The sequence below is a fragment of the Bradyrhizobium sp. NDS-1 genome (assembly GCF_032918005.1).
Lineage (GTDB): Bacteria > Pseudomonadota > Alphaproteobacteria > Rhizobiales > Xanthobacteraceae > Bradyrhizobium > Bradyrhizobium tunisiense.
Window position 1 is genome coordinate 6,135,714 of the sequence record NZ_CP136628.1, and the last position, 22,835, is coordinate 6,158,548.

At 65.0% G+C, this 22,835-nt stretch carries 19 protein-coding genes; 10 read left to right on the top strand and 9 right to left on the bottom strand.

Annotated elements, in window-relative coordinates; translation table 11 throughout:
- Window positions 1-9: 9 nt before the first annotated feature.
- The 3 genes from tkt to RX330_RS28655 are packed head-to-tail and all read right to left on the bottom strand — an operon-like array spanning window position 10 to window position 3,988.
- Window positions 10-2,028 carry a transketolase gene (gene tkt / locus RX330_RS28645; protein ID WP_317240699.1) on the bottom strand — a complete coding sequence of 673 codons (2,019 nt, stop codon included), beginning with the start codon at window positions 2,026-2,028 and terminating at the stop codon, window positions 10-12.
- Window positions 2,029-2,062: 34 nt separating this feature from the next.
- A complete protein-coding gene (locus RX330_RS28650; RefSeq protein ID WP_317240700.1) occupies window positions 2,063-2,938 on the bottom strand; it encodes a phosphoribulokinase in 876 nt (291 codons plus the stop codon).
- A 12-nt stretch (window positions 2,939-2,950) separates the two neighbouring features.
- Entirely contained in the window at window positions 2,951-3,988 is a 1,038-nt protein-coding gene (locus RX330_RS28655) for a class 1 fructose-bisphosphatase (RefSeq protein ID WP_317240701.1), read from the bottom strand.
- Window positions 3,989-4,109: 121 nt separating this feature from the next.
- Between RX330_RS28655 and RX330_RS28660 the strand changes: the two genes are divergently transcribed.
- Window positions 4,110-5,087 carry a LysR family transcriptional regulator gene (locus RX330_RS28660; RefSeq protein WP_212080826.1) on the top strand — a complete coding sequence of 326 codons (978 nt, stop codon included), beginning with the start codon at window positions 4,110-4,112 and terminating at the stop codon, window positions 5,085-5,087.
- Window positions 5,088-5,317: 230 nt separating this feature from the next.
- Here the strand turns inward: RX330_RS28660 and RX330_RS28665 are convergent, their stop codons facing one another.
- On the bottom strand, window positions 5,318-6,214 hold the full coding sequence (locus RX330_RS28665; protein ID WP_317240702.1) for an NAD-dependent epimerase/dehydratase: 897 nt from the start codon (window positions 6,212-6,214) through the stop codon (window positions 5,318-5,320).
- Window positions 6,211-6,735, bottom strand: coding sequence for a dTDP-4-dehydrorhamnose 3,5-epimerase (gene rfbC / locus RX330_RS28670; protein WP_317240703.1), 525 nt, complete (start codon window positions 6,733-6,735; stop codon window positions 6,211-6,213). Before rfbC ends, RX330_RS28665 begins: the two co-directional genes overlap by 4 nt.
- A 156-nt stretch (window positions 6,736-6,891) precedes the next feature.
- Here rfbC and RX330_RS28675 point away from each other — a divergent pair, with 156 nt between their 5' ends.
- A complete protein-coding gene (locus tag RX330_RS28675) occupies window positions 6,892-8,124 on the top strand; it encodes a class I SAM-dependent methyltransferase (protein ID WP_317240704.1) in 1,233 nt (410 codons plus the stop codon).
- Between the two features lie 14 nt (window positions 8,125-8,138).
- Here the strand turns inward: RX330_RS28675 and RX330_RS28680 are convergent, their stop codons facing one another.
- The gene (locus RX330_RS28680; RefSeq protein ID WP_212080822.1) at window positions 8,139-8,348 is read right to left on the bottom strand and encodes a hypothetical protein; all 210 of its coding nucleotides are present in this window, start codon (window positions 8,346-8,348) and stop codon (window positions 8,139-8,141) included.
- A 138-nt stretch (window positions 8,349-8,486) separates the two neighbouring features.
- Window positions 8,487-8,906, bottom strand: a complete 420-nt coding sequence (locus RX330_RS28685) for a DUF4118 domain-containing protein (RefSeq protein WP_212080821.1) — start codon at window positions 8,904-8,906, stop codon at window positions 8,487-8,489.
- A gap of 1,353 nt (window positions 8,907-10,259) precedes the next feature.
- On the opposite strand from RX330_RS28685, the gene RX330_RS28690 reads away from it, so the two are divergent.
- A complete protein-coding gene (locus RX330_RS28690) occupies window positions 10,260-11,396 on the top strand; it encodes an alpha/beta hydrolase family protein (RefSeq protein WP_317240705.1) in 1,137 nt (378 codons plus the stop codon).
- 143 nt (window positions 11,397-11,539) lie between these two features.
- On the opposite strand, the gene RX330_RS28695 is transcribed toward RX330_RS28690, so the two are convergent.
- Window positions 11,540-12,355, bottom strand: a complete 816-nt coding sequence (locus tag RX330_RS28695) for a response regulator transcription factor (RefSeq protein ID WP_317240706.1) — start codon at window positions 12,353-12,355, stop codon at window positions 11,540-11,542.
- Between the two features lie 271 nt (window positions 12,356-12,626).
- Between RX330_RS28695 and RX330_RS28700 the strand changes: the two genes are divergently transcribed.
- Both RX330_RS28700 and RX330_RS28705 read left to right on the top strand, forming a co-directional pair.
- Complete coding sequence (locus RX330_RS28700) at window positions 12,627-13,784, top strand: acyltransferase family protein (RefSeq protein WP_317240707.1); 1,158 nt, start codon at window positions 12,627-12,629, stop codon at window positions 13,782-13,784.
- A gap of 93 nt (window positions 13,785-13,877) precedes the next feature.
- The gene (locus tag RX330_RS28705; protein ID WP_317240708.1) at window positions 13,878-14,726 is read left to right on the top strand and encodes an MBL fold metallo-hydrolase; all 849 of its coding nucleotides are present in this window, start codon (window positions 13,878-13,880) and stop codon (window positions 14,724-14,726) included.
- A gap of 24 nt (window positions 14,727-14,750) precedes the next feature.
- Here the strand turns inward: RX330_RS28705 and RX330_RS28710 are convergent, their stop codons facing one another.
- Window positions 14,751-15,626: an aldose 1-epimerase family protein gene (locus RX330_RS28710; RefSeq protein ID WP_317240709.1), complete on the bottom strand. Its 876-nt coding sequence runs from the start codon at window positions 15,624-15,626 to the stop codon at window positions 14,751-14,753.
- A gap of 182 nt (window positions 15,627-15,808) precedes the next feature.
- On the opposite strand from RX330_RS28710, the gene RX330_RS28715 reads away from it, so the two are divergent.
- From RX330_RS28715 to RX330_RS28735, 5 genes are all read left to right on the top strand, one after another.
- The gene (locus RX330_RS28715) at window positions 15,809-16,912 is read left to right on the top strand and encodes a glycosyltransferase family 4 protein (protein ID WP_317240710.1); all 1,104 of its coding nucleotides are present in this window, start codon (window positions 15,809-15,811) and stop codon (window positions 16,910-16,912) included.
- A 255-nt stretch (window positions 16,913-17,167) separates the two neighbouring features.
- Window positions 17,168-18,307, top strand: a complete 1,140-nt coding sequence (locus tag RX330_RS28720; RefSeq protein ID WP_212080814.1) for a glycosyltransferase — start codon at window positions 17,168-17,170, stop codon at window positions 18,305-18,307.
- Window positions 18,307-19,647, top strand: a complete 1,341-nt coding sequence (locus RX330_RS28725; protein WP_317240711.1) for a hypothetical protein — start codon at window positions 18,307-18,309, stop codon at window positions 19,645-19,647. The genes RX330_RS28720 and RX330_RS28725 overlap by 1 nt, the downstream gene beginning before the upstream one ends.
- A 35-nt stretch (window positions 19,648-19,682) precedes the next feature.
- The gene (locus RX330_RS28730; RefSeq protein ID WP_317240712.1) at window positions 19,683-20,960 is read left to right on the top strand and encodes a glycosyltransferase family 4 protein; all 1,278 of its coding nucleotides are present in this window, start codon (window positions 19,683-19,685) and stop codon (window positions 20,958-20,960) included.
- A gap of 10 nt (window positions 20,961-20,970) precedes the next feature.
- Window positions 20,971-22,362: a hypothetical protein gene (locus RX330_RS28735; RefSeq protein WP_317240713.1), complete on the top strand. Its 1,392-nt coding sequence runs from the start codon at window positions 20,971-20,973 to the stop codon at window positions 22,360-22,362.
- The last annotated feature ends 473 nt before the right edge of the window (window positions 22,363-22,835 follow it).

The window sequence follows — 22,835 nt, forward strand, 5'->3', positions numbered from 1 at the left end:
GAGTCCTCCTTATTGTCTCTTGCGGGCGATCGCCCGGCGGGCTGCTTCCGCAATGCTCTGCTGCGTGATGCCGAATTCGCGGTACAGCACTGGCGCCGGCGCCGAGGCGCCGAAGCCGCGCATGCCGACGAATTCACCCTCAGCGCCGATCCACCGCGCCCAGTCGCCGGGCACGGCCGCCTCGACACCAACGCGCGGCGCGGTGCCGAGCACGGTGGCGCGGTAATCGTCCGGCTGTTCCTCGAAGAGGGCAAGGCAAGGCGCGGACACCACGGCCGCACGGATGTGCTCGGCCGCAAGCAGGCGAGCGGCTTCCAGTGCAATCGAGACTTCCGAGCCGGTTGCGATGAGCGTCACGTCACGGCCGCCGTCCGGCGAGACGACGAGATAGGCGCCACGCGCGACACGGTTCTTGCCGCGTGCATCGCTGCGGAAGGTCGGCAGCGCCTGACGCGACAGGCACAGCACGGACGGACGGTCTTCGGAATTGAGCGCGCAGTCCCAGGCTTCGAGCGTCTCCACCGCGTCGGCGGGGCGGAACACCAAAAGGTTCGGAATGACGCGCAGCGAAGCGAGATGCTCCACCGGCTGATGCGTCGGACCATCCTCGCCAAGGCCGATCGAATCGTGGGTCATCACATGGATGACGCGGAGCCGCATCAGGGCCGCAAGACGGATCGCCGGCCGGCTGTAATCGGAGAAGGCCAGGAAGGTGCCGCCATAGGGGATGAAGCCGCCATGGAGCGCCAGGCCGTTCATCGCGGCAGCCATGCCGTGCTCGCGAATGCCGTAGTGGATGTAGTCGCCGGAGAACGCCCCGCGCGCGACGGGGACTTGCGCCTTGGCGTGCGTGAGATTCGAATGCGTCAGGTCCGCGGAGCCGCCGACGAGGCCCGCAATCGTTCCGGCGATGCCATCGAGCACCTGTTGCGAAGCCTGCCGGGTCGCGAGCTTTGGACGGTCGGATGCGAAGCGTTCGCGCAGCTTCGCGGCCGCCAGCGCATAGGCAGCCGGCAGGGCAACCGCCTTGCCTTCGACGAACATGTCGCGCTGCTCGGGGGTCGCGCCTTCGTAGCGATCGAGCCAGGCAAGCCGATCCACCTGCCCGCGCTGTCCGATCATCCGCCACGCCTTCAGGATCGGCATCGGCACCACGAAGGGCTGATAATCCCAACCGAGCGTACGGCGCGCCGCCGCGGCCTGCTCGGTCCCCAGGGGCGCACCATGGGCTTTCTCCGTGCCCTGTCTATCGGGCGCGCCGTAGCCGATGATGGTTCGGCAGGCGATCAGCGACGGTTTTGCGGCCCCCCGCTCTTCCGCGATCGCCTGCGTGATCGCTTCGGGATCGTGTCCATCGATGCTGCGCACCGACCAGCCGGAAGCGGCGAAGCGCCCGAGCTGGTCGTCGGACGTTGCCAGTGAAGTCGGCCCGTCGATGGAGATCCCGTTGTCGTCGAACAGCACGATCAGACGACCGAGCTGCAGATGGCCTGCGAGCGAGATCGCTTCCTGGCTGAGGCCCTCCATCAGGCAGCCATCGCCCGCGATGACATAGGTGAAGTGGTCGACGAGGCTGTCGCCATGCCGCGCATTGGCCATCCGCTCCGCAAGGGCCATGCCGACGGCCGTGGCAATCCCCTGCCCGAGCGGACCGGTCGTGGTCTCCACGCCCGGCGTATGGCCGTATTCCGGATGCCCCGGCGTCTTCGAGCCCCATTGCCGGAAGGCCTTGATGTCGTCGAGGCTGACGTCGCCGCCGGTCAGATGCAGCAGCGCATAGAGCAGCATCGAGCCATGGCCCGCCGACAGCACGAACCGATCGCGGTCCGGCCAGTTCGGGTGCGCCGAGTCGAATTTCAGGAAACGCGAGAACAACACGGTCGCGACATCGGCCATCCCCATCGGCAGGCCGGGATGGCCCGACTGCGAGGTCTCGATGGCATCGACCGCGAGGAAGCGGACGGCGTTGGCGAGATCATTATGCGTGACCGCGTTGAGGTCGGCTTCGGCATGAACCGAGATGTTCATCGGATCCTCCCATTGATGTCGTTGTTGCAGATCATCACTTCATGCTCCGCTTGCGCTCGATGAGCTGCATGATCAGCGGCGTCAGGATCAGCTGCATCGCGAGATCGAGTTTCGCGCCGGGGCAGACGATCGAATTCGCGCGCGACATCCAGCTTTGCGGCAGCATCGAGAGCAGATAGGGGAAATCGATGCCGCGCGGGTTCTTGAAGCGGATCACCACCATCGATTCGTCCGGCGTCGGGATCCAGCGCGCGACGAACGGATTGGAGGTGTCCACCGTCGGCACGCGCTGGAAATTGATGTCGGTCTCGGTGAATTGCGGGCAGATGTAGTGGATGTAGTCGGGCATCCGCCGCAGGATGGTGTCGGTGACCGCCTCGGTCGAATAGCCGCGCGCGCTGCGATCGCGGTGCAGCTTCTGGATCCATTCCAGATTGATGACAGGAACGACGCCGATCTTCAGGTCGGCATAGCGCGCGACATTGACCTTGTCGGTGACGACGGCGCCGTGCAGGCCTTCGTAGAACAGCAGGTCGGAGTTCTCCGGCAGCTTCTCCCAATCGGTGAAGGTTCCGGGCGCCGCGCCATGCAATGCGGCTTCCTCGGCATCATGCACGTAGTGCCGCGTGGTCGCCGTGCCGGTCTCGCCATAATCGCGGAAGGCGCGCTCCAGTTCCTCGAACAGATTGGTCTCGGGGCTGAAATGGCTGAAAAGCTTGTTGCCGCGATCGGCCTCCTTTGCCATCTGCGCGCGCATCTCGGCGCGGTCGTAGCGATGGAAGGCATCACCCTCGATGTACGCGGCGTTGACCTTCTCGCGGAAAAATATCTGCTCGAACGTCTTCTTCACCGAGGTGGTGCCGGCGCCGGAGGAGCCGGTGATGGAGATGATCGGATGCTTCCTGGACATGGGACGCCTCGCTCAGAGCCGGAAGAATCCGCGCCGCGCGAACAGCGGCGCGGAGACGCTGGCGACCAGCAGCGGATCGCAATGCAGCTCCTCGACGCGGCGCACCTCGTTGCTCGAGCCCATGATCAGCGGCACGCGCTGATGCAGGCTCTGCGCCGAAAGGTCGAGGATACGCTCGCGTCCCGTGGTGGCGGAGCCGCCGGCCTGCTCGATAATCATGGCCATCGGGTGCGCCTCGTAAGTCAGGCGCAGGCGGCCGTCGCCGTAGCCGGGGCGCGCGTCCGCGGGATACAGGAAGACGCCACCGCGGGTGAGGATGCGGTAGGCCTCGGCGACCAGCGAGCCGACCCAGCGCATGTTGAAATCGTGATTGGCGGGCCCTTCGACGCCGGCGAGGCACTCGTCGACGAAGGCGCGCACCGGCGAATCCCAATGCCGGCGGTTCGACGCGTTGATCGCGAACTCCTCGCTGGCCTCGGCGATCTGCACGCCGGCGCGCGCGAGGCGGAAGCAGCCCGCCTTGCGGTCGAGCGTGAAGATATCGACGCCCTCGCCGAGCGTCAGCACCAGCGAGGTCTGCGGGCCGTAGGTGACGAAGCCCGCCGCAAGCTGCGCCGAGCCGCGCTGATGGAAGGCGAGCGCGAGGTCGTCCGGGGCGGGCAGGATCGAGAAGATCGTGCCGACCGTCATGTTGATGTCGATGTTGGAGGAGCCGTCGAGCGGATCGACCGCGATGCAGATCTTTGCCCCGGGATCGCCGATCTGGGCCTCGCGCATCTCTTCCGAGGCGAGCGCCGCGACCGGCACCTTGCCGAGGCAGCGGCGCAGGATCGCATCGGCCTGGACGTCGAGGTCGCGCTGGAGGTCGCCGTCGCTGTTGCGCCCCGTCGTCAGGCCGGAGGCGTCCGCGAGATCTCCGGTGGCGATGAGGTCGGCGATCTCGATGGCTGCCGCTGCAATGGCATCGACGACGGCGGCCACTGCGAGCGCGTGAGGAGCGGTCTCTGAATACCGTTGAAGGTGGTCGTCCAGCCTGAGTTGCCCGGTCATCTGCGTCCATCCCCTTTGCCGGCGCCGCAGCCTTTTCCTCCCCTCTGGAGGCAGGTCGCGATCGGTCTCGGCATTCAGGAGATTGACAGGGGCATCTTAATAAGGAAAATTTCTATTCATAATGAGCCTCAAAGAATTTTCTTATAATGGTCCCAGCCATGCGGCGACCCAGCTCCGGCATCTGACGATCCGGCAGTTGCGCTCGCTTGCGGCGCTCTCGGCCAAAGGCAGCGTGACGGCGGCGTCCGGCCATCTCGGGCTGACCCAGCCGGCCGTGACCCAGCAGCTCCGCCAGCTCCAGGACCTCGCCGGCCTGCCGCTGGTGCAGCGGACCGGCGACGGCATGCTGCTGACGGAGGCGGGCAAGGAGGTGCTGACGCTGGCCGAGCGGGTCGAGGCTGCGATCATGGACTGCCAGGGCGCGCTCGACCTGCTGGCGGGGCGGACCGGCGGCAGCGTGCATCTCGGCGCGGTCTCGACCGCGAAATATTTCGTGCCGCATGCGATCGCAGCGTTCTCCAAGCGCTACCCCAAGATCGAGATCAAGCTGACCATCGGCAACCGCGAGGAGATTCGCGAGGCCATGCACGGCTACGACCTCGATTTCGCGGTGATGGGTCGGCCACCGGCCGACGTCACGGTCGACGTCCGCCAGCTCGGGCGCAATCCGCACATCATCGTCGCGCGCAAGGGGCACTGGCTGGCGAAGGATTCCGGCCTCAACCTGACCGATCTCGTGCACGAGACCTTCCTCACCCGCGAACCCGGCTCCGGGACGCGAACGCTGATGGAGGGCATGTTCCAGAGGTCCGATCTCGAGCCGATCATCGGCATGGAGATGAGCAGCAACGAGACCATCAAGCAGGCCGTCATCGCCGGGCTCGGCATCGCCTTCATCTCGGCCCACACGGTGGCGCATGAGCTCACCGAGGGCCGGCTCGTCGTGCTCGACGTCGCGGGCCTGCCGATCGTGCGGCAATGGTACGTGATCCGCCGCAGCGACAAGGTGCTGCTGCCGCCGGCGCAGGCAATGTTCGATTTTCTGGGCTCGGAGGGGTCGAACTATCTGCCCGAGCTGCCCGAACTCGGCGGACGATGATCCGCCGGCGCTCAGCTCATCAGCTTCATGGCGATGGTCGCCGCCAGAATCAGAATGATCTGGAGCAGACGCTCGGTCGTGAAGATGCGGTTGAACGTGGTCATCGCTTGCCCCGGCCGGCGTGAAGGAGATTCCGATCGGCCCGTTGCTAGCACAGGCGGGCCGCGAGACAACTCCGTAATTGCCACGGGGCCCGCCTGCCGCCGGCGCTCTGCGAGGGGACCGCAACGTCATTCCCGCCCCGACAGACGATCCATCCACCACGCGAGGCCGCGTGCGGCGCCCTCCTCGAATCCCACGAGCGGCAGGCCCGCGGTCACCTCACGGAGGCGGCGGACGTCAGCGGCGAGGATCGGCTCGGCGTCGACCCCCGTGGCGGCGACCGCGCCGAACCTGACCAGATGGCGTGCTTTCAGCAGAGCTGCGACATGCTCGATCACACTGCGCAGGCTGCGCGCTTCGCCGCTGGCGAGATTGACGAAACCGGTGAGGTCGCTGTCGAGCACGGCGGCGATCATCTGCGCGAGGTCATCGACATAGACGAAGTCGCGTAGCTGCCCGCCATGTGAACAACCGAAGTTCTGTCCCGCACGCAGGCTGTGGATCAGCGAGGGGATGAGGCGCGCCTCCGGCTCGTGCGGGCCGAACGGCACGAACACGCGGCCCCAGGCGGCCCCCGCCGCGACATAGGCTTCAGCCGTAGCGAGCTTGGCTTGTCCGTACAGCGTGGTGGGACGGCATGGTCTGGCGCCCTCCTCACACGGGCCGCTCTGCGGTCCGTATTCGAGGCAGCTTCCGATGCCGAGGATGCGGCAGGCGCCGCCGGCCCTCGCACGCGCGAGCAGGTCGATGCTGGCCTCCGCCCAGAGCCGGTTGACGGGATCCTCGCGATAGCGGCCCGGCCGGGCTTCCCAGGCGAGATGAACCAGGTGGGTCGGGCGGGCTGCGGAGAGCACGTGCCTGCGGCCGGCTTCGGTGAGGAGATCGGCCGCGTGCCACGTCACGCCTGACGTCACCGATCGAGCCGAGCGCGCGATGCCATGGACCTCGAAGCCGCGAGCAATTAGCGCCGGCAACAGCGCACGGCCGAGGAAGCCGGAGGCGCCCGTGACCAGGACCCGTTTCATGAGAGATACGGCAGCGCGCGGTCGCGCGCGGACAGGATCGGATCAGGCAGCGGCCAGGCAATCGCGAGCGAGGGATCGTCCCAGCGAATGCCGGAAGCGCCTTGCGCGTCATAGGGCACGTCGATGCAATACATCAGCTCGGTGCCACCCTCGAGCGTCTGGAAGCCGTGCGCGCATCCGGCGGGAATGAACACGGCATTGTGCCTGTTGGCGGCGAGCTCGACCGAGCACCATTGTCCATAGGTCGGCAGCGACCGGCGCAAATCGATGATCACGTCGAAGGCGCGGCCGGCAACGCAGCGCACCAGCTTGGCCTCCGGCCGGCTGGCCTGGTGGTGCAGGCCCCGCAGGGTACCGGCGCGTTCGTTGCGGGACAGGCTGTGTTGCGCAAAATGCGTCGGCAGTCCGTGCGCTGCGAACGCCTCGGCGTCGAACAGCCGGGCGAAGAATCCGCGCGCGTCGATCTCTGGCTCGATCCCGATCTCGACCACGCCTGGCAGAGCCAATGGAGTGAATTTCATCTCAGGCCCCCGCGATCAACGCGCACACCCGCCGTTGCGAACATCCGTTCACCAACGCCTTTTGGGTTGCATGATGCGCAGCGTTGTCGGAATTTCCGTGGCTTGTGAGAATTCACTAACAGCCGCGGCACGACGGCACAACCGGACGATCCATTCATGGACAGGCATCGATGCCGCTTTTGCGCGCGGGAGCTCGACGAGACCTTCGTCGATCTCGGCCTGTCGCCTCTGGCGAATTCCTATCTGCCGCCGGAGCGAGCGGATGCGATCGAGCCGGCCTATCCGCTGCATGCCCGCGCGTGCGGAGCCTGCGGGCTGGTCCAGCTTCCGCAATTCGAGCCTGCGGCGAACATCTTCGGCCAGTATCTCTACTACTCGTCCTATTCCGAGAGCTGGCTCCGGCATGCGGAGAGCTATGCCGCCGGGATGATCGCCCGCGCGCGGCTCGATGCCGCATCCGAGGTGATCGAGATCGCGAGCAATGATGGATATCTGCTGCAGTATTTTCAGCGCGCCGGCATCCGCGCGCTCGGCATCGAGCCGGCCGGCGGCCCGGCGGCGGCTGCCATCGCCAAGGGCATCCCGACCCGGACGAGCTATTTCGGCCGCGACGCCGCCACAGGGCTGCTCGCCGAAGGCCACCGCCCCGCGCTGATCGTCGCCAACAACGTGCTGCCGCACGTTCCCGATATCAACGATTTCGTCGCGGGCCTGCGCATTCTCCTGCCCGAGACCGGGCGCGCCACGCTGGAGCTTCCGCATCTGCTGCACCTGATCGAGCAGATTCAGTTCGACACGATCTATCACGAGCATCTGTCGTACTTCTCGCTCGCGACGCTCGAGACGGTCTTTCGCGCACATGCCTTGCGCGTCTTCGACGTCGAGGAATTGCCGACGCATGGCGGCTCGCTGCGCCTGCACGTCAGCGCCGAAGCCGCGGCTCATGTCCCCACGCCGGCGCTCGAGCGATTGCGTCGGCGCGAGGCCGTCGCAGGGCTCGATCGGCCCGCGACTTACGGTGATTTTCAGGCGAAGGTCGCGGCGAAGCGCGAGACGATCCGCGACTTTCTCGTCGCGGCGCATCGCGCCGGCAAGACGGTGCTGGCCTATGGCGCACCCGCGAAGGGCAACACGCTGCTCAATTATTGCGGCATCACGCGCGAGCTGATGGCCTTCACCGTGGACCGGAATCCGCACAAGCAGGGCCTGCTGCTTCCGGGAACGCATCTGCCGATCCGCGATCCCGCCGCCCTGATCGCTTGCAGACCCGATTACGTCTTCATCCTGCCCTGGAATCTGAAGGACGAGATCATTGCCCAGTTGGCGGAGGTTCGCGCCTGGGGCGGACAATTCGTGGTGCCCGCGCCCGACCTCACGATCATACCGTGAGCGATGGTTAACGATCAGGCTGCGAGCGGAGCCGCGTAGTCGGCACGCAACGCGAAATAGGCTTCCAGCTCCGACAGCGCCCGCGCCTCCCAGTCCCTCGCCTGCTCCAGCAGCGACCAGCTCTGACCCGGGCGGAATGCAGCCGTTTGGCGATAGAGCGATGCGATGCCGCGATAGCGGCGCACGTTCTCCAGGATGGCGTGACCGTTGATCTGGCCGTTCATGTCCGAAAACTCCCTCGTCATTCCCGCGGGAGAAACTGCGGCCAAATCTTTTTCGAAAAGTTAGCGGCGCGCGGCAAGCATGCGGATGGTTGCCGGACTGTTGCGCGCAGGCAACGCGCGGGGCCGTGCGAGGGCGATCTATTGCGGATTCGTTGCTGCGCTCTCGCCCGGACGTTTCAGCTCGCCGCGGCCGACGATCCTCATGGTCTCGCGGCAGAGATCGGCAAGGCCGATCAGCAGCACGGCGAGCAGGCAGAACAGATTGATGGAATCGGTATTCGCGCTGGAGAGCGCGTTGAACTCGAAGAAGGGCGGAATGAACGCCCACCACACCAGTGGAATGGTAAACAGCGCGGCAAACCCCGCCGCCGGCGTGCCGGCAACGATGCCGAGCACGAAGAGGCCGGGCAGGAACGCGGCGAAATAAAGTTTTGAGCCGAGCGCAACGCAGACGCCCTGAAGCACAGCGGACACTGCGACAACGACGCATCCGAGCAGAAACGCCTGCCACGACCATGGCCGTACCCGCGGTACGCCAAACAGCCCCGCACGCCTCATCAGCCTCCCCCTGCCGCCCGTTGACCGGGCCCCTTGAGACGAAAGTACTACACCCGCAAGCAAATCGCGAGATGGAAATTGCACCCGGGCGGGATTGGTAAACGACGCGTATCGTACAATGCGAGAGCCCCGGACGCCGACTGGGAGCGCGTGTCCCGGACAAGCTGCAACGCCTCCTGGCGTCGCGGCGCAGAGCACCGCACCGCACGATGCTTCGCATCGCCGGGGGCGCTGGGCTGCGTCCGGGGCACGAGAGCGGAGTGGGGACCCGCGCTCTGCACGTCATTGCGAGGAGCCCTTGCGACGAAGCAATCCAGACAGCCTCCGCGGATGGATTTCTGGATTGCTTCGCTGCGCTCGCAATGACGGAGTGTGACGCAACGGCATCGCGCTTCCCGCACCATCTCGCTTGCAGACACGCCTTCGCGTCCTCGCGGCTGAATTCGCCCGAGCTTTGCTTCATGTCTCACCCTCAAGACCAAGAGGGCACAGGGAAGGCCGGGTGCCAGCTCGCACCCGCGGTCCGCTGCGCGACATGCGCACGCAGGAGAACCGCACAGCAGCATACAGGTGGTGCCGATCACTCGGCCTTCCCTGCGCGGTGGTCGGACGGCTTATGCCGTGCTCTCCCGGGAGCCGAACTTTCCTCTGGCCTCCCTCGCCCCGCGAATTGGATGATGCAGTCCGCCCGGTTGGGCTCGCTCGCACCTCCGCAGAACTTGACCGTGGCAACGACGGCCAGGACCACACGGTTTTGCCGTACGCACGGCCCGCCATGTCGCCGCAGTATTCCCAGCCCTGTCGACGGAGCTGAGAACTTACAGCGAGACGAAGCACGGGCTCACAGGGACTACCCGCCCTGCCCGCACCTCTCGTGCCGACGCTGCCGCGTCCACCGCAGACCCGGCTCGCGAAAATGACGACTCATGATCGCCCCTCTTGAGTGAGCCGGGATGCACGACACATACGCCGAAACCGAATTTCGGTAAAGTGGAATATTTTTGCACTAGAGGATTGACAGGGGGCGACACAGGGCGGCGCCCGTCCCGTCATCCCCAGGGCAATCGCATATGGCGCTTTGCGCGACCTGAGCGCGCGCCTCGTCCTTCGAGACGACCGCTTTGCGGTCTCCTCAGGATGACGCTAAGCGGCATCGGTGCTCGCCAGAACTGGTGCCGCGCCCCCCGTCCTCATCCTGAGGCCCGCCAACGGCGGGCGTCTCGAAGGATGGCCACAGGCGAGATCGCTGCCGTATGCGATTGCCCTGCCGTGATCGGCGATAGCGGCGAGTTCACGGTTCAAGTCAGGAGATCATGCTATGCTTCCCGCCATCGAGGCCCCTCGAATCGCCCCATGGCTCTCCTGCGCAAGCTGCTTATGCTGATCGCCGGCCTTCTCGTGGCCGGTACGCCGGCGCCTGCCGCGGAATTCTATACCGAGGATCTCCGCATCCCCATGGCCGAGGCCGGGCCGCAGGGGCTCGAGGCCTTTCTGGTCCGCCCGGCGGGAGCGAAGCGTTATCCGCTGGCGCTGCTCAGCCACGGCTCGCCGCGCAGCTTCGACGATCGCGCGACGATGTCCGCGCATAAATATTACGGCATCGCGCTCGAATACGCCCGGCGCGGCTACGCGGCGCTGATCGTGATGCGGCGCGGCTACGGTACCTCCCCCGGCGGGCGAGCCGACAGTGTCGGCGGCTGCGTCAAAGCCGCTTATTTGCCGGCGGCCGCAGTCGCGGTGGCCGACCTGCGCGCCGCAATCGATGCGATGACGCGGCGGGCTGACGTCGCGACATCTGGCATGATCGCGGCCGGCCATTCCGCCGGCGGTCTTGCAACGATCGCGCTCACCGCGCAGGCCCCGCCCGGACTCGTCGCCGCGATCAACTTCGCCGGCGGCCGCGGCTCGCGCGACGACGACGATGTCTGCAATCCGGATGGGCTCGTGCAGGCCTTCACCACCTTCGGCAAGACTTCGCGCGTACCGACGCTCTGGGTCTATGCGACCAACGATTCGTATTTCGGCCCCGACCTCGCGCGCCGTCTCCATGACGGATTTCGCAGCGGTGGCGGCAAGGCGACATTCATCGCGGCGCCTCCCTTCGGCGACGACGGCCATTACCTCTATTCGGTGGCAAGCCGTCCGCAATGGACGCCCTATGTCGATGCCTTCCTGCGCGAGCGCGGCCTCCTCGGTCGCGACATTCTGAGCCCGCCCGATTCCTTGCCGCCGCCGCGTCAGCTCAACGAGGCCGCGCGGGTCGAGTTCGCGCGCTATCTCGCCAGCATGCTGCCGCACAAGGCGTTCGCCGTATCGCCGAACGGCGGCTATGGCTGGCGCGCGGGGCGCGTCACGACCGACGAGGCCCAGCGTGACTCCCTGGCCGCCTGCATGAAATGGTCGCCGACCTGCACGCTCTATGCGATCGACGACCGGCTGTCTGAACCTGCAACAGTGCCGGCCACCGATCAGAGCGCCCGCGCGCGTTAGTCGCCGCGCACCGGAGGCGCCGAGGTCGCGGCCGTGCCTGTTGGGCCGCCCACGAGGCGAGGGTCGGCCAGATCAAGGCTCGCATCGAGGCGCGATGGAAACGCGTCGCATCCCGTTGACGACGATGCAGCGGTCCAATTCCTTTACAGCCGCTCGCTGAGCGCCAGCTTGTAGCCGACGCCGGTGACGGTCGCGATCACGGGCGTACCGCTGCCGACGAGCTTACGGCGCAGCCGCGCCACCAGTGCGTCGACCGTGCGGATGTCGACCTCCGCCTGGCGGTTGCTGACGACCTCGATCAGATAGTCGCGGCTGAGCGGCCGACCGTCGGCGCCGACCAGCGCCGCGAGCAGATCGAATTCGGCGCGCGTGAGCGACACTGGCTTGCCGTCGCTGCCGAGCAATTCGCGCCGGGTCAGGTCGATGATCCAGTCGCCGAAGGCGATCGAATTGTGGTTGCGCGCCGCCTTGCGATCGAGCGAGCGACGCCGCAGCACGCTGCGTGCGCGCGCGAGCAGGTCGCGCAGATTGATCGGTTTGGTGACGTAGTGATCGCCGGCGATCTCGAGGCCGAGAATGCGATCGACGTCGGTATCGCGGCGCGTCACGAAGATAATGCCCGCATTGCTCGTCGCCTGGATCTCCTTGGCGAGATCGAAGCCGTCGCCGTCAGGCAGCTGCAGGTCGAGGAAAACGAGATCGGTGCGCGCGCGCAGCGCCTGGCGGCATTCCGCACAGGAGCCGGCGCCGACCACGTCGAAATTGTTCTCGCTGAAATAGCCGACCAGCATGGTCCGCGTCACCGGATCATCCTCGACGACGATCAGCCGCTCGCGGCCGGCGGGACGCATTTCCTGACGTGCGGATTCAACCACGGTCTTGGGTATCCTGTGTGCCTGGGACCCGACCTGGCGATCCAGCCCGTCGCGCAATGCGCCGGCATGTGAACGTGCATTCACGACTTGTTCGAGCCCCCGAAATCAGCCGCCGGAATATTAGGCGCGCTGCGACGCGCAAACAATATTGCTCATGGTCTTCAACTATTAAGTATGAATTGGCCCACAATTCTCAATCTGCGCATCATCGCTGCCGAGGGCGCGGAGGCCCACTCCCTGACATTCCGCCTCGGACTCAACCGGCGGTTAACGTAAAAAAGGCCTTCGGCTTCGGAAAGCCCGGCTGCGCCCCTATTGTCCCGCCTGCACAATACCAAACCACGGAGCAGGCGTGATGCAGGGGCAGACCCGGTTGGCTGCCGATCGAACCGAGCAAGGCACGGCGTTCAATCGTTCGCACACGCTCGATGTCCTGCGCGGCCTTGGTATCGTCGGGGTGATGGCAATCCACGTTTCGCAGGCATTTCCGTCGAACATCCGCGCGGTCGACTTCGCTTTCATGTGCGGGTGGACCGGCGTCAACGTGTTCTACTTCGTCAGCGCCATGACGATGTGCCTGATGTGGACGCAGCGCAGCGGCGAGACGAATGCGACCGGCAAATTCTACATCCGCCGCTTCCTGCGCATCGCGCCGCTGTTCTGGATCGCGATCCCGGTCTACCTCGTCATCAACGGCACCGGACCGAGCGACAACGCGCCCAACGGCATCGGGCCGGTTCAAGTGATCCTGACCGCGACCTTCCTGCATGGCTTCTGGCCGGACAGCGTCAACAGCGTGGTGCCCGGCGACTGGTCGATCGCGGCGGAGATGACCTTCTATCTCGTCTTCCCGCTTCTGATCACCGCGTTCGGATCGCGCCGCCATCTCTATCTCGCGCTGGCGATCGCGCTGCATCTCGTCAATGTCTGCCTGTTCAAGCCGTGGGCCTTCGCGCTGTTCTCGGCCTATTACGGCCCCGGCCACGAGGCGTTCGTCTGGACCACGCTGCACATCAGCTTCCTGAACCAGCTTCCGGTCTTCCTGATCGGATGCGCACTGTTCTTCTCGCTGCGCGACGGCTTCACCAGGTCCGATGCCGCGATCTACGCCATCTTCATCGCACTGTCCTTTGCCGCCGACCGCGCCACCGGCTCGCATGAGTTCAACTACCTCATGATCAACCTCGTGCTCGGTGCGCTGGTTGTCGGGTGCATCAAGCTTGCCATCCGCTTCCAGCCGCTCGAGGCGCTCGGCCGCAATTCCTATTCGATGTACCTGTCGCACTTCGCGGTGATCTGGGGCCTGCGTCAGCTCTGGCCGCTCGCGGATGGGCTCATCTCGCTGCTCATCGCCTATGTCGTCACCGCCGCGATGAGCTATCTCGTCGCGCGCGCGACATGGCATCTGGTCGAGCGGCGCGCGCAGGACCTGGCGCATCGCCTGACATCAGCGGAATCGGGCCGATCAAGCCTCCGGCCGACCATTGCCGCCACCGCAGCCGGCATGCGCTGAACGCCGCTGCTCCGTCGCTGCTGGCCCGATGCGGCTTGCTTCATTGCCGCCTTCATATCTAGTGTGAAGTATCTTCACGCTGGAGTGTGCACTATGGAGGTCATACTGCTCGGCACCGGCGGCCCGCGCCCGGACCCGCGCCGCATGGCAACGACCACGCTGATCAGGCTCGGCGACGAGAATATCCTGTTCGACGCCGGCCGCGGCGTCATGGTCCAGCTCAGCAAGGCCGGCGTTCCACTCGGCGCCATCAACACGGTCTTTCTCACGCACCATCATTTCGACCACATCGGCGACCTCTACGATGTGATGCTGAATTCATGGTTGTACGGGCGCAAGGACGAGCTGCGCATCTATGGACCGCCGGATACCGAACGGCTCGTCCACACGCTGGTCACGCAGGTCTACGACAAGGACATCACCTGGCGGGATAAGGGCGAACCGACCTTCGGCGGCTGGAAACCCGTCCTCGCAACGGACGTCGTACCGGGTCCCGTCCTCGACACCGGGCGCTGGAAGATCAGCGCCGAATTGGTCTCGCATGGCGATGGCCTCGACATGCCGCCGGCCTTCCTCGCGCGATGGATGTGTCTCGGCTACCGCTTCGAAGCGGAGGGCAAGGTCATTGCGATTTCCGGCGACACTGTCCCCTGCCCCGGGCTCGAGCGGCTGGCGCACGGAGCCGACCTGCTGGTTCAGTGCTGCTTCCTCGCGACGCCGGAGATCAACAACGAGCACCTTCGCCGCCTTGCGAAATTCACGATCGCCTGCGGCGACACGGTCGGCAAGATCGCGGCCAAGGCCGGCGTCAAGAAGCTCGCGCTGACCCACCACCGACCGCGCACCGACGATGCGATGCTGAACGCGCTGCTTGCGGATGTCAGGCAGGACTATGCGGGTCCCGTCGTGCTCGGCGAGGATCTCACGCGGATCGAGATTTGAGGGCCGATCAGCTCGACTTCGGTCTCAGGACGATCCGACCTCGATCCGGAACGACAACCGCTCTTCGGCGTCCGGCGCAATGTGCATCAGGCCCGGCTTGTCACCGAACTCGCCGTCGAATCCGTCCGGACTGGCGTAGCCGCGCCAGGGCTCGATGCAGAGGAACGGCGCGCCTGACGGTTTCGACCAGACGCCGAGCTCGCGAAAGCCGCGCCAGGACATTTTGAGCCAGGGGCCGCCGGAGGCGGCATAGCGGACCGCGTCGCTCTCCATCCGGTCAAAGATGACGGCATCTTCGGTGAAGAGGGATTCGGACAAGGGGAGCACGGTGCCTTTCACAGGGCTCGGCTCCGTTGCCGCGCGCAGCAATCCGCCCTCGAGACGGCGGACGGGAGAGGACTCCGCGCGGGTGAAGGTCAGCGCATAGCTCTCCTTGGCAAGTCCCGGCTGAAGCGGCCAGTTGAACGCGGGATGACCGCCGATCGAAGCCGGCAACGTTTCCTTGCCAGTGTTGGCGATCACGAGCGTCAGGTCGAGGCCGGCATCATCGAGCGTATAGATTGTGGTCAGCCGGAACGCGAATGGATAGAGCGCACGCGTCGTCTCGCTGTCTTCGAGCACCAGGGTGCAGCGGCTCTCGCCGCATTCGACCCAGGCAAAGCGGTTGTCGCGGGCAAAGCCGTGCTGGGTCATCCGATACGTCTTGCCCCGGTGCCGCAATTCATCCCCGGCGAGGCGCCCGACAATCGGAAACAGCAACGGCGCATGGCGCGGCCATTCCGGCCCCGCCTGCCAGACGAACTCGGTGACGCCGTCCTTGAACGAACACAGCTCGGCGCCCTGCGCCTTGACCGTGGCGGTGAGCCGGCCGCTGCGAAGAGTGAAAGTGTCATCGCTCATGCGCGAGATCTACACCGCGACCTTGCATGCAGCAAGGCGGCGCCAGCCATGCAGCCGGCGCCCCAGCGCCCTGCAGGGCAGCGTCATATTTCCGTACCTAACGGTTGCTCCTTTGCGGTTCGTCCGCCGCCAGCCTTGTCGGAAACGCGGCCCGGGTCCCCAAGAACAATTCTGGTAGCCAATTGAAATTCTTCATCAACGGCCGCTTTCTGTCGCAAAAGCTCACCGGCGTTCAGCGCTATGCCGCCGAAATCGTCAAGGCGATCGACGCGGAGCTGGCGTCAGAGCAAACGCCGGCGTCGCTGCGGAACGCAGACTGGCAGTTGCTGACGCCCGCGGATGCAAGCGCAGACCTTCACCTCGAGCGAATCAAGATTCGCACCGTTGGCCGCTTGCGCGGGCACGCATGGGATCAAATCGACCTGGCGCGCGCTGCTGCGGGGGGCCGCCTGATCAGCTTGGCCAACTCGGGCCCGGTGTTCCATCGCGACCATATTGTCGTGATCCACGACGCACAGGTCTTTCGCAGGCCGGACTTCTTCAGCTGGCGCTATCTGGCAGTTCACCGCACGATGGGCCGGCTGCTCGCCCGACAGGCAAGCATCGCAACAGTGTCGGGCTTTTCGCGCAAAGAGCTCGCCGAAGTGCTGAATCTGTCGGCAACGGCGATCCCTGTCTTCCCCAACAGCGCAGAACATTTCGCCAAGACGAAGCCTGATCCCGGCATCATCGGCAGACTTGGGATTCAGCCCCAGAAATTCTTTCTCTATGTGGGCTCGCGGACGAAGAACAAGAATCTTTCAGTCGCGATTCGTGCCGTCCAACTGCTCGACCGCCCTGACGTTCCGCTGGTGATCGTCGGCGGCGACAACAGCAAGGTATTCCAGGACAATTCAGGCGACGGCGCCGCCGGCTTGCTGCTGGCCGGGCGTCTGACGGACGGCGAGATCGCAGCGCTCTATGCGCATGCATCGGCATTCGTGTTTCCCTCGCTCTACGAAGGCTTTGGCGTGCCGCCGCTCGAAGCCATGATCTTCGGCTGCCCGGTCATCGCCTCGACCGCCGATGCGGTCGTTGAGACGTGCGGTGATGCGGCTGCGTATTTTCGCGCCAGCGATGCCGACGCTTTGAAGCAGCTCATGCTCGAAAGATTGGCAATCGGCGCCATCTCTGATCAGGAGCGCATGAGGCAGCAGGATCGCGTTGCATTCTTTTCGTGGAAGAAATCGGCGAAGGCCCTGCTCGATCATCTTGCAGGGCCAGCCAACGTCGCCACCGCCGCTTGAAATAGGACGCAACTCGCCTTTCGCGCGCAAAAGGTCCAGCGCAAACGTGTCGAAACTCCCCCGCCCGGTACATGGTTCCATGAAAGTTTTTTGTTTTTGGAAGCGATCGCGCGCGCGCAATGAGCTTGGCGCAACATCACCACATCGCTGCCCCATTATCGCTACGTATTCGAGGAACTGTATCTCGCACTAGCGAACACCGAACAGGGATAGACGATGTCCGGCTCTCCGACGCAGCCTTATGCGAGGCAAACGATGAAAGTGCTGCACATCGCCGAGACCATTCGGGGCGGGATTGCGAGCTACCTGAACGAGTTGCATCCACAGCAACAGGCCAGCTTCGGCGCCGAGAACGTGCACTATGTCGTGCCCTCGGATCATCGCCGCGATCTTCCGGCAGTCGATGACAGCCAGATTACGACGTTCGAACGATCCGGCCGCGGCGTCGCCGGGCTATTCCACATGTTTCGCGCGAGCATGCAGGCACTCGACGCCTTCAAGCCAAACGTGGTGCATCTGCATTCCTCGTTTGCAGGCCTCGTGCTCCGTCCCGCGCTTGCAGCCCGCTCTGACGGTCCGCGCGTGGTTTATTGCCCGCACGGCTGGGCATTTTCACGCCAGACCGGCCGCCTCAGCCATGTCGTGACAAAGGCGGCGGAGAACCTTCTCGCCCGGACGTCGGACCGAATCATCTGCATCTCCGGCGACGAGTTCGACGAAGCGGTCCGCGCGGGAATTCCGGCGGACCGCCTCACGATCGTCCATAACGGCATCTCGAAGACGCGCTCGCCGCAGCCCGTCGCGGCGGACTGGACCTCCAAGAAGGTCAAGGTTCTCTTCATCGGACGCCTGGACCGCCAGAAGGGATTCGATCTCCTGATCGAAGCGGCGCGCGCGCTCGAAGACGTGCTCGATATCCGCATGATCGGCGCCTCCGTCGTCAACAAGTACGAAGGCCCGAGTGTCCCGTCCAACGTGTCCATGCTGGGCTGGCTCGACCGCCCGACCATCGAGACCCAGCTCGAGGCCGCCGATCTCGTCGTGATCCCGTCACGATGGGAGGCCTTTGGTCTCGTTGCCCTGGAGGCGATGCGCGCGGCAAAACCCATCCTGGCATTCCGCAGCGGCGCATTGCCCGAGATCGTCGTCGACGGCGTCACCGGCGTGCTTTGCGAGCCCGTCGCCGTTCAGCCTCTCGTCGACGGTTTCCGGCGGGCGCTCGATTTCGATCTCAAGGTGTTGGGACAACGCGGCTACGACCGCTTCAAGCAGTTTTATGACGTTCAGAAGACGCATGGGCATTTGCAGCAGGTCTATGCCGAGCTCCTCCAGGACGAGCGGACACCGGTCGAGGCGAAGGCGGCGCTGCAATCGGACCTCTCCAAGAATTTCTGATGGCTCCGCAGCTCCCACGCATCTTGGCTCGCGACAGCCTTCGCCTCGCAAGCCTCATCGCAGCCGTTCTCCTGCCGGTTTCCGTCTGCGCACAACAGGCTCAGCCGCTCGATGCCCGATTCCTGCTGGGGGTCGGCACGCATCAGGGGCTGGGTGGTCCCGTGAGCGCACGCGGCTACGTGCCCTCGGAGAACGTCGCGCAGATCAAGCAACTCGGCCTCAACGCTTTTCGCGACGATTTTCCCTGGTCGGACTTTGAAGTGGGCGGACGCCGGATGGGCTTCACGCCCAGGCTCGGCAGGCTCGAGGCCCAAGTCAGATCCGGCGTCGCGCGCCCCCTCCTGATCCTAGCGTTCGGTCATCATCTGGTTCCGAATTCGTCGCCCCCGACGACCGATGAAGCGCGACAACGCTTTGCCGACTATGCTGCTGCAGCAGCGCAATCGGTCGTGGCGCAGCATCCGCTCTTCGAGCTCTGGAACGAATGGAACCTGGCGGCGAAGAAGGATCCCGCGTTCTCGCCGGAAAACTATCTGGCGCTCGCGCAAGTCGCGCGGCCGGCGGTCAAACGGGTCGCGCCGAATGCGCCTTTCCTGGTCGGGGCGCTCGGCGACGATCTCGGCTGGGCATGGACGGAGAAGATGCTGCGGACCGGCATCCTTCAATATGCGGACGGCGCTTCGATCCATCTCTACAACTTCTGCATGGGCCCGAGCAAACGCACCTCGGCCGAGATCATTGACAGGTTGACGGCGTTTCACCGCCTGGTCGGCCAGGCGAGCGGAAACCCCGACTTCCCGATCTATGTCACCGAGACCGGCTGGACCACGGCCGCTTCCAACAAATGCGGGGTCAGCGAACAGGCCCAGGCCGACAACACGGCGCAGCTCATCCTGTGGGCATCGACCGCGACGCGCTGGCTCAAGGGAATGTGGCTCTACGAGCTCAAGGACAGTGGAAAGGACCCATCGGACCTGGAGCACAATTTCGGACTCTATCGTTTCGACAATTCACCGAAGCCGGTCGCCTGCGCGGCCCAGGGCGCCTGGGCCTTCATCCGCTCCAGCCTGAGTGCCGAGCGGCGCGAGCTCGCCGGCGGAGTGGTGTCGATCAATGCATCGACGGCGTCCGGTGGCAGAATAGCGGTCTGGTCCGAGACTCCGGACCGCCGCTACGAAGTCCGGATCAAGGGCGATCAGCAAGGCGCGAGCTTTGCCATGCCGTGCGACCAGACGGCAAAGCCCGCAAGCGGCGTGTGGATTCCCGTCTCGAGCACGCCGGTCCTGATTGCCGCCAATGACAGTGCCGTTCCCGCCCTGGAGATCAGGCCGGCGCGGTAGGCGCGATTTTTTTTTGCAGACATGAGGTTGACGCGATGAAAGTTCTTTTGACGTCCACGCTTTATCCGACGCCTCAGGCCCCAAAGATCGTCGGCGGCGCAGAGATCTTCGCGCGGCGTTTCGCCGAAGGCCTGGTGCAGCGCGGTGACGAGGTGGAGGTGATCCGCGCCGCCCCATCGCCGGAGCAGGCGCCCGAAACCTGCAACGGCATCAATGTCTACTCCGCGCCGGTGCAGAACATCTACAGGCCCTTCACCGAGCAGAAGAACGTCGCGCTGCGCAGCATCTGGCACGCCATCGACGATTGGCAGATGCAGGCTCCGCTGATCGCGGAGCGAATCCGGGCTTTCAAGCCGGACGTGATGCACTCCAACAATTTGTCGGGCCTCACCACCGCGATCTGGCGCGTTGCCGCCCAGCTCGGCGTTCCCGTGCTCCATACGCTTCACGACTATTATCTGACCTGCCCGCGCTGCTCGCGCTTCGAGAACGGGCGGTCTTGCGAGCACACCTGCACGAGCTGCGGAATTCTGACGTTTCATCGCAAGCGTGCCACGCATTGGCTCAGCGCGGTGGTCGGCGTGAGCGAGCGCGTCCTGTCCATCCACACCGACATGGGCATGTTCTCGGAGACGCCGATCCGTACCGTGATCCGCAACGCCTCCACCGAGCCGCCGCGTGCGCCCTATCCTCGTCCGGTCTGTACCACGGAAGTGACGTTCGGATTCATCGGCCGCCTCACGGAGGAAAAGGGCATCGACAATCTGATGCGGGCGCTGGCTCTGCTGCCCCCGGACCGCATCCGCATGTTGATCGCCGGCCGTGTCAGCGACGAGGAGCAACGGCGCCTCAGGGCGCTGGCGCCGGACGCACGGATCGAGTTCATGGGCTTCGTGGTGCCCGACGATTTCTACAAGCAAGTGGACGTGGTGATCGCACCGTCGATCTGGCACGACCCCGGCCCGCTCGTCGTCGCCGATGCCAAGGCGGCCGGCAGGCCGCTGCTCGGGACGCGCTTTGGCGGCATGCCCGAGGTCATCGAGCACGGCATCACGGGCTGGCTGACTGAAGCCGATCCGCAATCCCTGGCCAACAGCATGCTCGCGGTCGCGGCCGATCCGCACAAGATCGACCAGATCAGCCGGCGCCTCATCGCGGATACCAACAAGTGGATATTTGCCGACGTGCTGTCTTCGTACAAGAACCTGTATGAACAATTGCGCGAGCAACGGATGTCGCACCTGCGTGCAGCCACGACCGAAGCGCCGCAGGGACCGGCGGTCGTCGGCAAGGAGCGCCTCATTCCGCGATGACACGCCTGCGATGACACGCTTCTTGGCGATGGCGGGCTACGTCTATCAGAGCGCCGCGGCGATCATCCTGATCTTCGCGATCAGTCATCTGTTGCCGGCAGCAGACTACACCAGCTTCTCCCTCGCGCTTGCCTCGAGCCAACTGCTCTGCGTCCTGATGTTCGAGTGGCTGCAACTCGCCGGATTGCGTTTTCTGGCGGCCGCCGGAGAGAACGAAGCGGCCCGGCTGAGGTGGTCGCTGTTTGCGGCAGGCCTGTCAAGTGCGGTCGCGCTCGTCGTTGTCGGGAGTTGCGCATCCATGGTCAGCGCGCTCCCGGCAGGGATCATCGCGTTGGGTCTGGGCATATCCGTCCTTCAGGGCTTGACGGATCTCTACTTCCTGTCGGTCCGTCTGTCGGATCGGCTGGGCGTCGCGTCCTCTCTTCTTGCGCTGCGTGCCACCGCGCTTCTGGCCGGGGCCGTCGTGGGAGGAGCGACTTCAGGGACGGCCGAAGCTGCGCTGCTCGGGATTGCGTCGGGTCACATGCTGGGGCTCGTTGCCGGGCTCGTCGCCTACCGCACGCCGCTGGAGCGCGCATCGTTGCAGACGATGCTGACCGATTGGAAGACTTTCGCCGGCTACGGCATGCTCGCGGCGGGTGCATCCGTCATCCATTTGTCGGTGCCGGTGCTGCTCCGTGTCATCATCATCGGCCGGCTGGGCGCGACGGGGGCAGGTGCCGGATTCGCGATCGCGCTCGACCTGCTGCAACGTCCGTTCTGGGTCCTCAACGCCGCGATCCACACCGTGAGCTATCCCGAACTGGTCAAGGACTTCGAACACGGGACCGCCGTGAAGTCGGTTCAATCGGCGCGACGGATGTTCGAATTCATGATCTGCACGACCCTCGTGCTGCTCGGCGGCCTGGTCGGCTTCATTCCGGATGCAGCCCGTATCCTGGTCCCGCGCGAGAGCCTCGACGGCTTCCTGGCGACGGCACCCACGGTGGCCGCCTTCTATTTCCTGCACACGCATCTGCAGGCGACCGTCGCGGTGGTTCCACACCTGGAAAAGCTCGCGACCAGGCTCGTGCTGGTCGCGGCCGGCCAGCTTGCGATCGTCGCAGCCGTCGCGCTGGTCGCGGTATGGGCCGGACTTTCGCCGCGACAGGCAGTCGGCTGCGCTTCGCTCGCCACCCTCGCAACGATCCTGGTCGCGCTCGGTCCAACCCTGCGGTTCGAGGCATTCCCGCGCTGGTCGCTGGTCATGCAGGCATTGGTGGCCGCAATCCTGATCGGATCGCTCGGTGCGATGCCGACGGAGCCAGCGACATGGCTCGCCGGCAAGATCGTGATCGCAGCGATCGCGACGGCGATCGTCGGATGGCGCGGCGACTTCCTGATGCTGGCCCGCCGCGGCTAATTCGTCGCACCGGCATCATCGGATCATATCGAGCCGCTGGACGACGGCTCTGTTTCAGTTCCTGCACGGAACCGTTGCGCTCTTGTAACGCGACCGAACGGCCTACCCGGGAAATTACGGACACAACCGTCGCGTTAATATCTCATAGATTACTCGTCCACCCTCTGCCGACTCCTTGTGCAATTCGATGATGAGGATGAACGACTCGGCGCTGCACTCAGAGCCGACCGCTTCACTTGGCCGCGTCTCCGAGCGCTGCGATTGCGTGTGGCAAGCGCAAGGATTCGATCGAGTGCGCGCGGACTGCGCATATATTCAGCAGCGCGAATGCAGAAAATCTTGAAAGTGCCTTTGTCACGCCATCGTGCGCAGGCATCGCATCAGCATTCTGCTGCGACTCGAGTCGACGTGTTCCTGCGCAAGGAACCGCATTTCACTCGCAACTTGTAGCTTCGATTTTTATCTGAAATTCA

Coding starts and splice junctions, on each gene's coding strand:
- tkt (WP_317240699.1), bottom strand. CDS start 2,028: ATGAACATCTCGGTTCATGCCGAAGCCGACCTCAACGCGGTCACGCAT.
- RX330_RS28650 (WP_317240700.1), bottom strand. CDS start 2,938: ATGTCCAGGAAGCATCCGATCATCTCCATCACCGGCTCCTCCGGCGCC.
- RX330_RS28655 (WP_317240701.1), bottom strand. CDS start 3,988: ATGACCGGGCAACTCAGGCTGGACGACCACCTTCAACGGTATTCAGAG.
- RX330_RS28660 (WP_212080826.1), top strand. CDS start 4,110: ATGAGCCTCAAAGAATTTTCTTATAATGGTCCCAGCCATGCGGCGACC.
- RX330_RS28665 (WP_317240702.1), bottom strand. CDS start 6,214: ATGAAACGGGTCCTGGTCACGGGCGCCTCCGGCTTCCTCGGCCGTGCG.
- rfbC (WP_317240703.1), bottom strand. CDS start 6,735: ATGAAATTCACTCCATTGGCTCTGCCAGGCGTGGTCGAGATCGGGATC.
- RX330_RS28675 (WP_317240704.1), top strand. CDS start 6,892: ATGGACAGGCATCGATGCCGCTTTTGCGCGCGGGAGCTCGACGAGACC.
- RX330_RS28680 (WP_212080822.1), bottom strand. CDS start 8,348: ATGAACGGCCAGATCAACGGTCACGCCATCCTGGAGAACGTGCGCCGC.
- RX330_RS28685 (WP_212080821.1), bottom strand. CDS start 8,906: ATGAGGCGTGCGGGGCTGTTTGGCGTACCGCGGGTACGGCCATGGTCG.
- RX330_RS28690 (WP_317240705.1), top strand. CDS start 10,260: ATGGCTCTCCTGCGCAAGCTGCTTATGCTGATCGCCGGCCTTCTCGTG.
- RX330_RS28700 (WP_317240707.1), top strand. CDS start 12,627: ATGCAGGGGCAGACCCGGTTGGCTGCCGATCGAACCGAGCAAGGCACG.
- RX330_RS28705 (WP_317240708.1), top strand. CDS start 13,878: ATGGAGGTCATACTGCTCGGCACCGGCGGCCCGCGCCCGGACCCGCGC.
- RX330_RS28710 (WP_317240709.1), bottom strand. CDS start 15,626: ATGAGCGATGACACTTTCACTCTTCGCAGCGGCCGGCTCACCGCCACG.
- RX330_RS28720 (WP_212080814.1), top strand. CDS start 17,168: ATGAAAGTGCTGCACATCGCCGAGACCATTCGGGGCGGGATTGCGAGC.
- RX330_RS28725 (WP_317240711.1), top strand. CDS start 18,307: ATGGCTCCGCAGCTCCCACGCATCTTGGCTCGCGACAGCCTTCGCCTC.
- RX330_RS28730 (WP_317240712.1), top strand. CDS start 19,683: ATGAAAGTTCTTTTGACGTCCACGCTTTATCCGACGCCTCAGGCCCCA.
- RX330_RS28735 (WP_317240713.1), top strand. CDS start 20,971: ATGACACGCTTCTTGGCGATGGCGGGCTACGTCTATCAGAGCGCCGCG.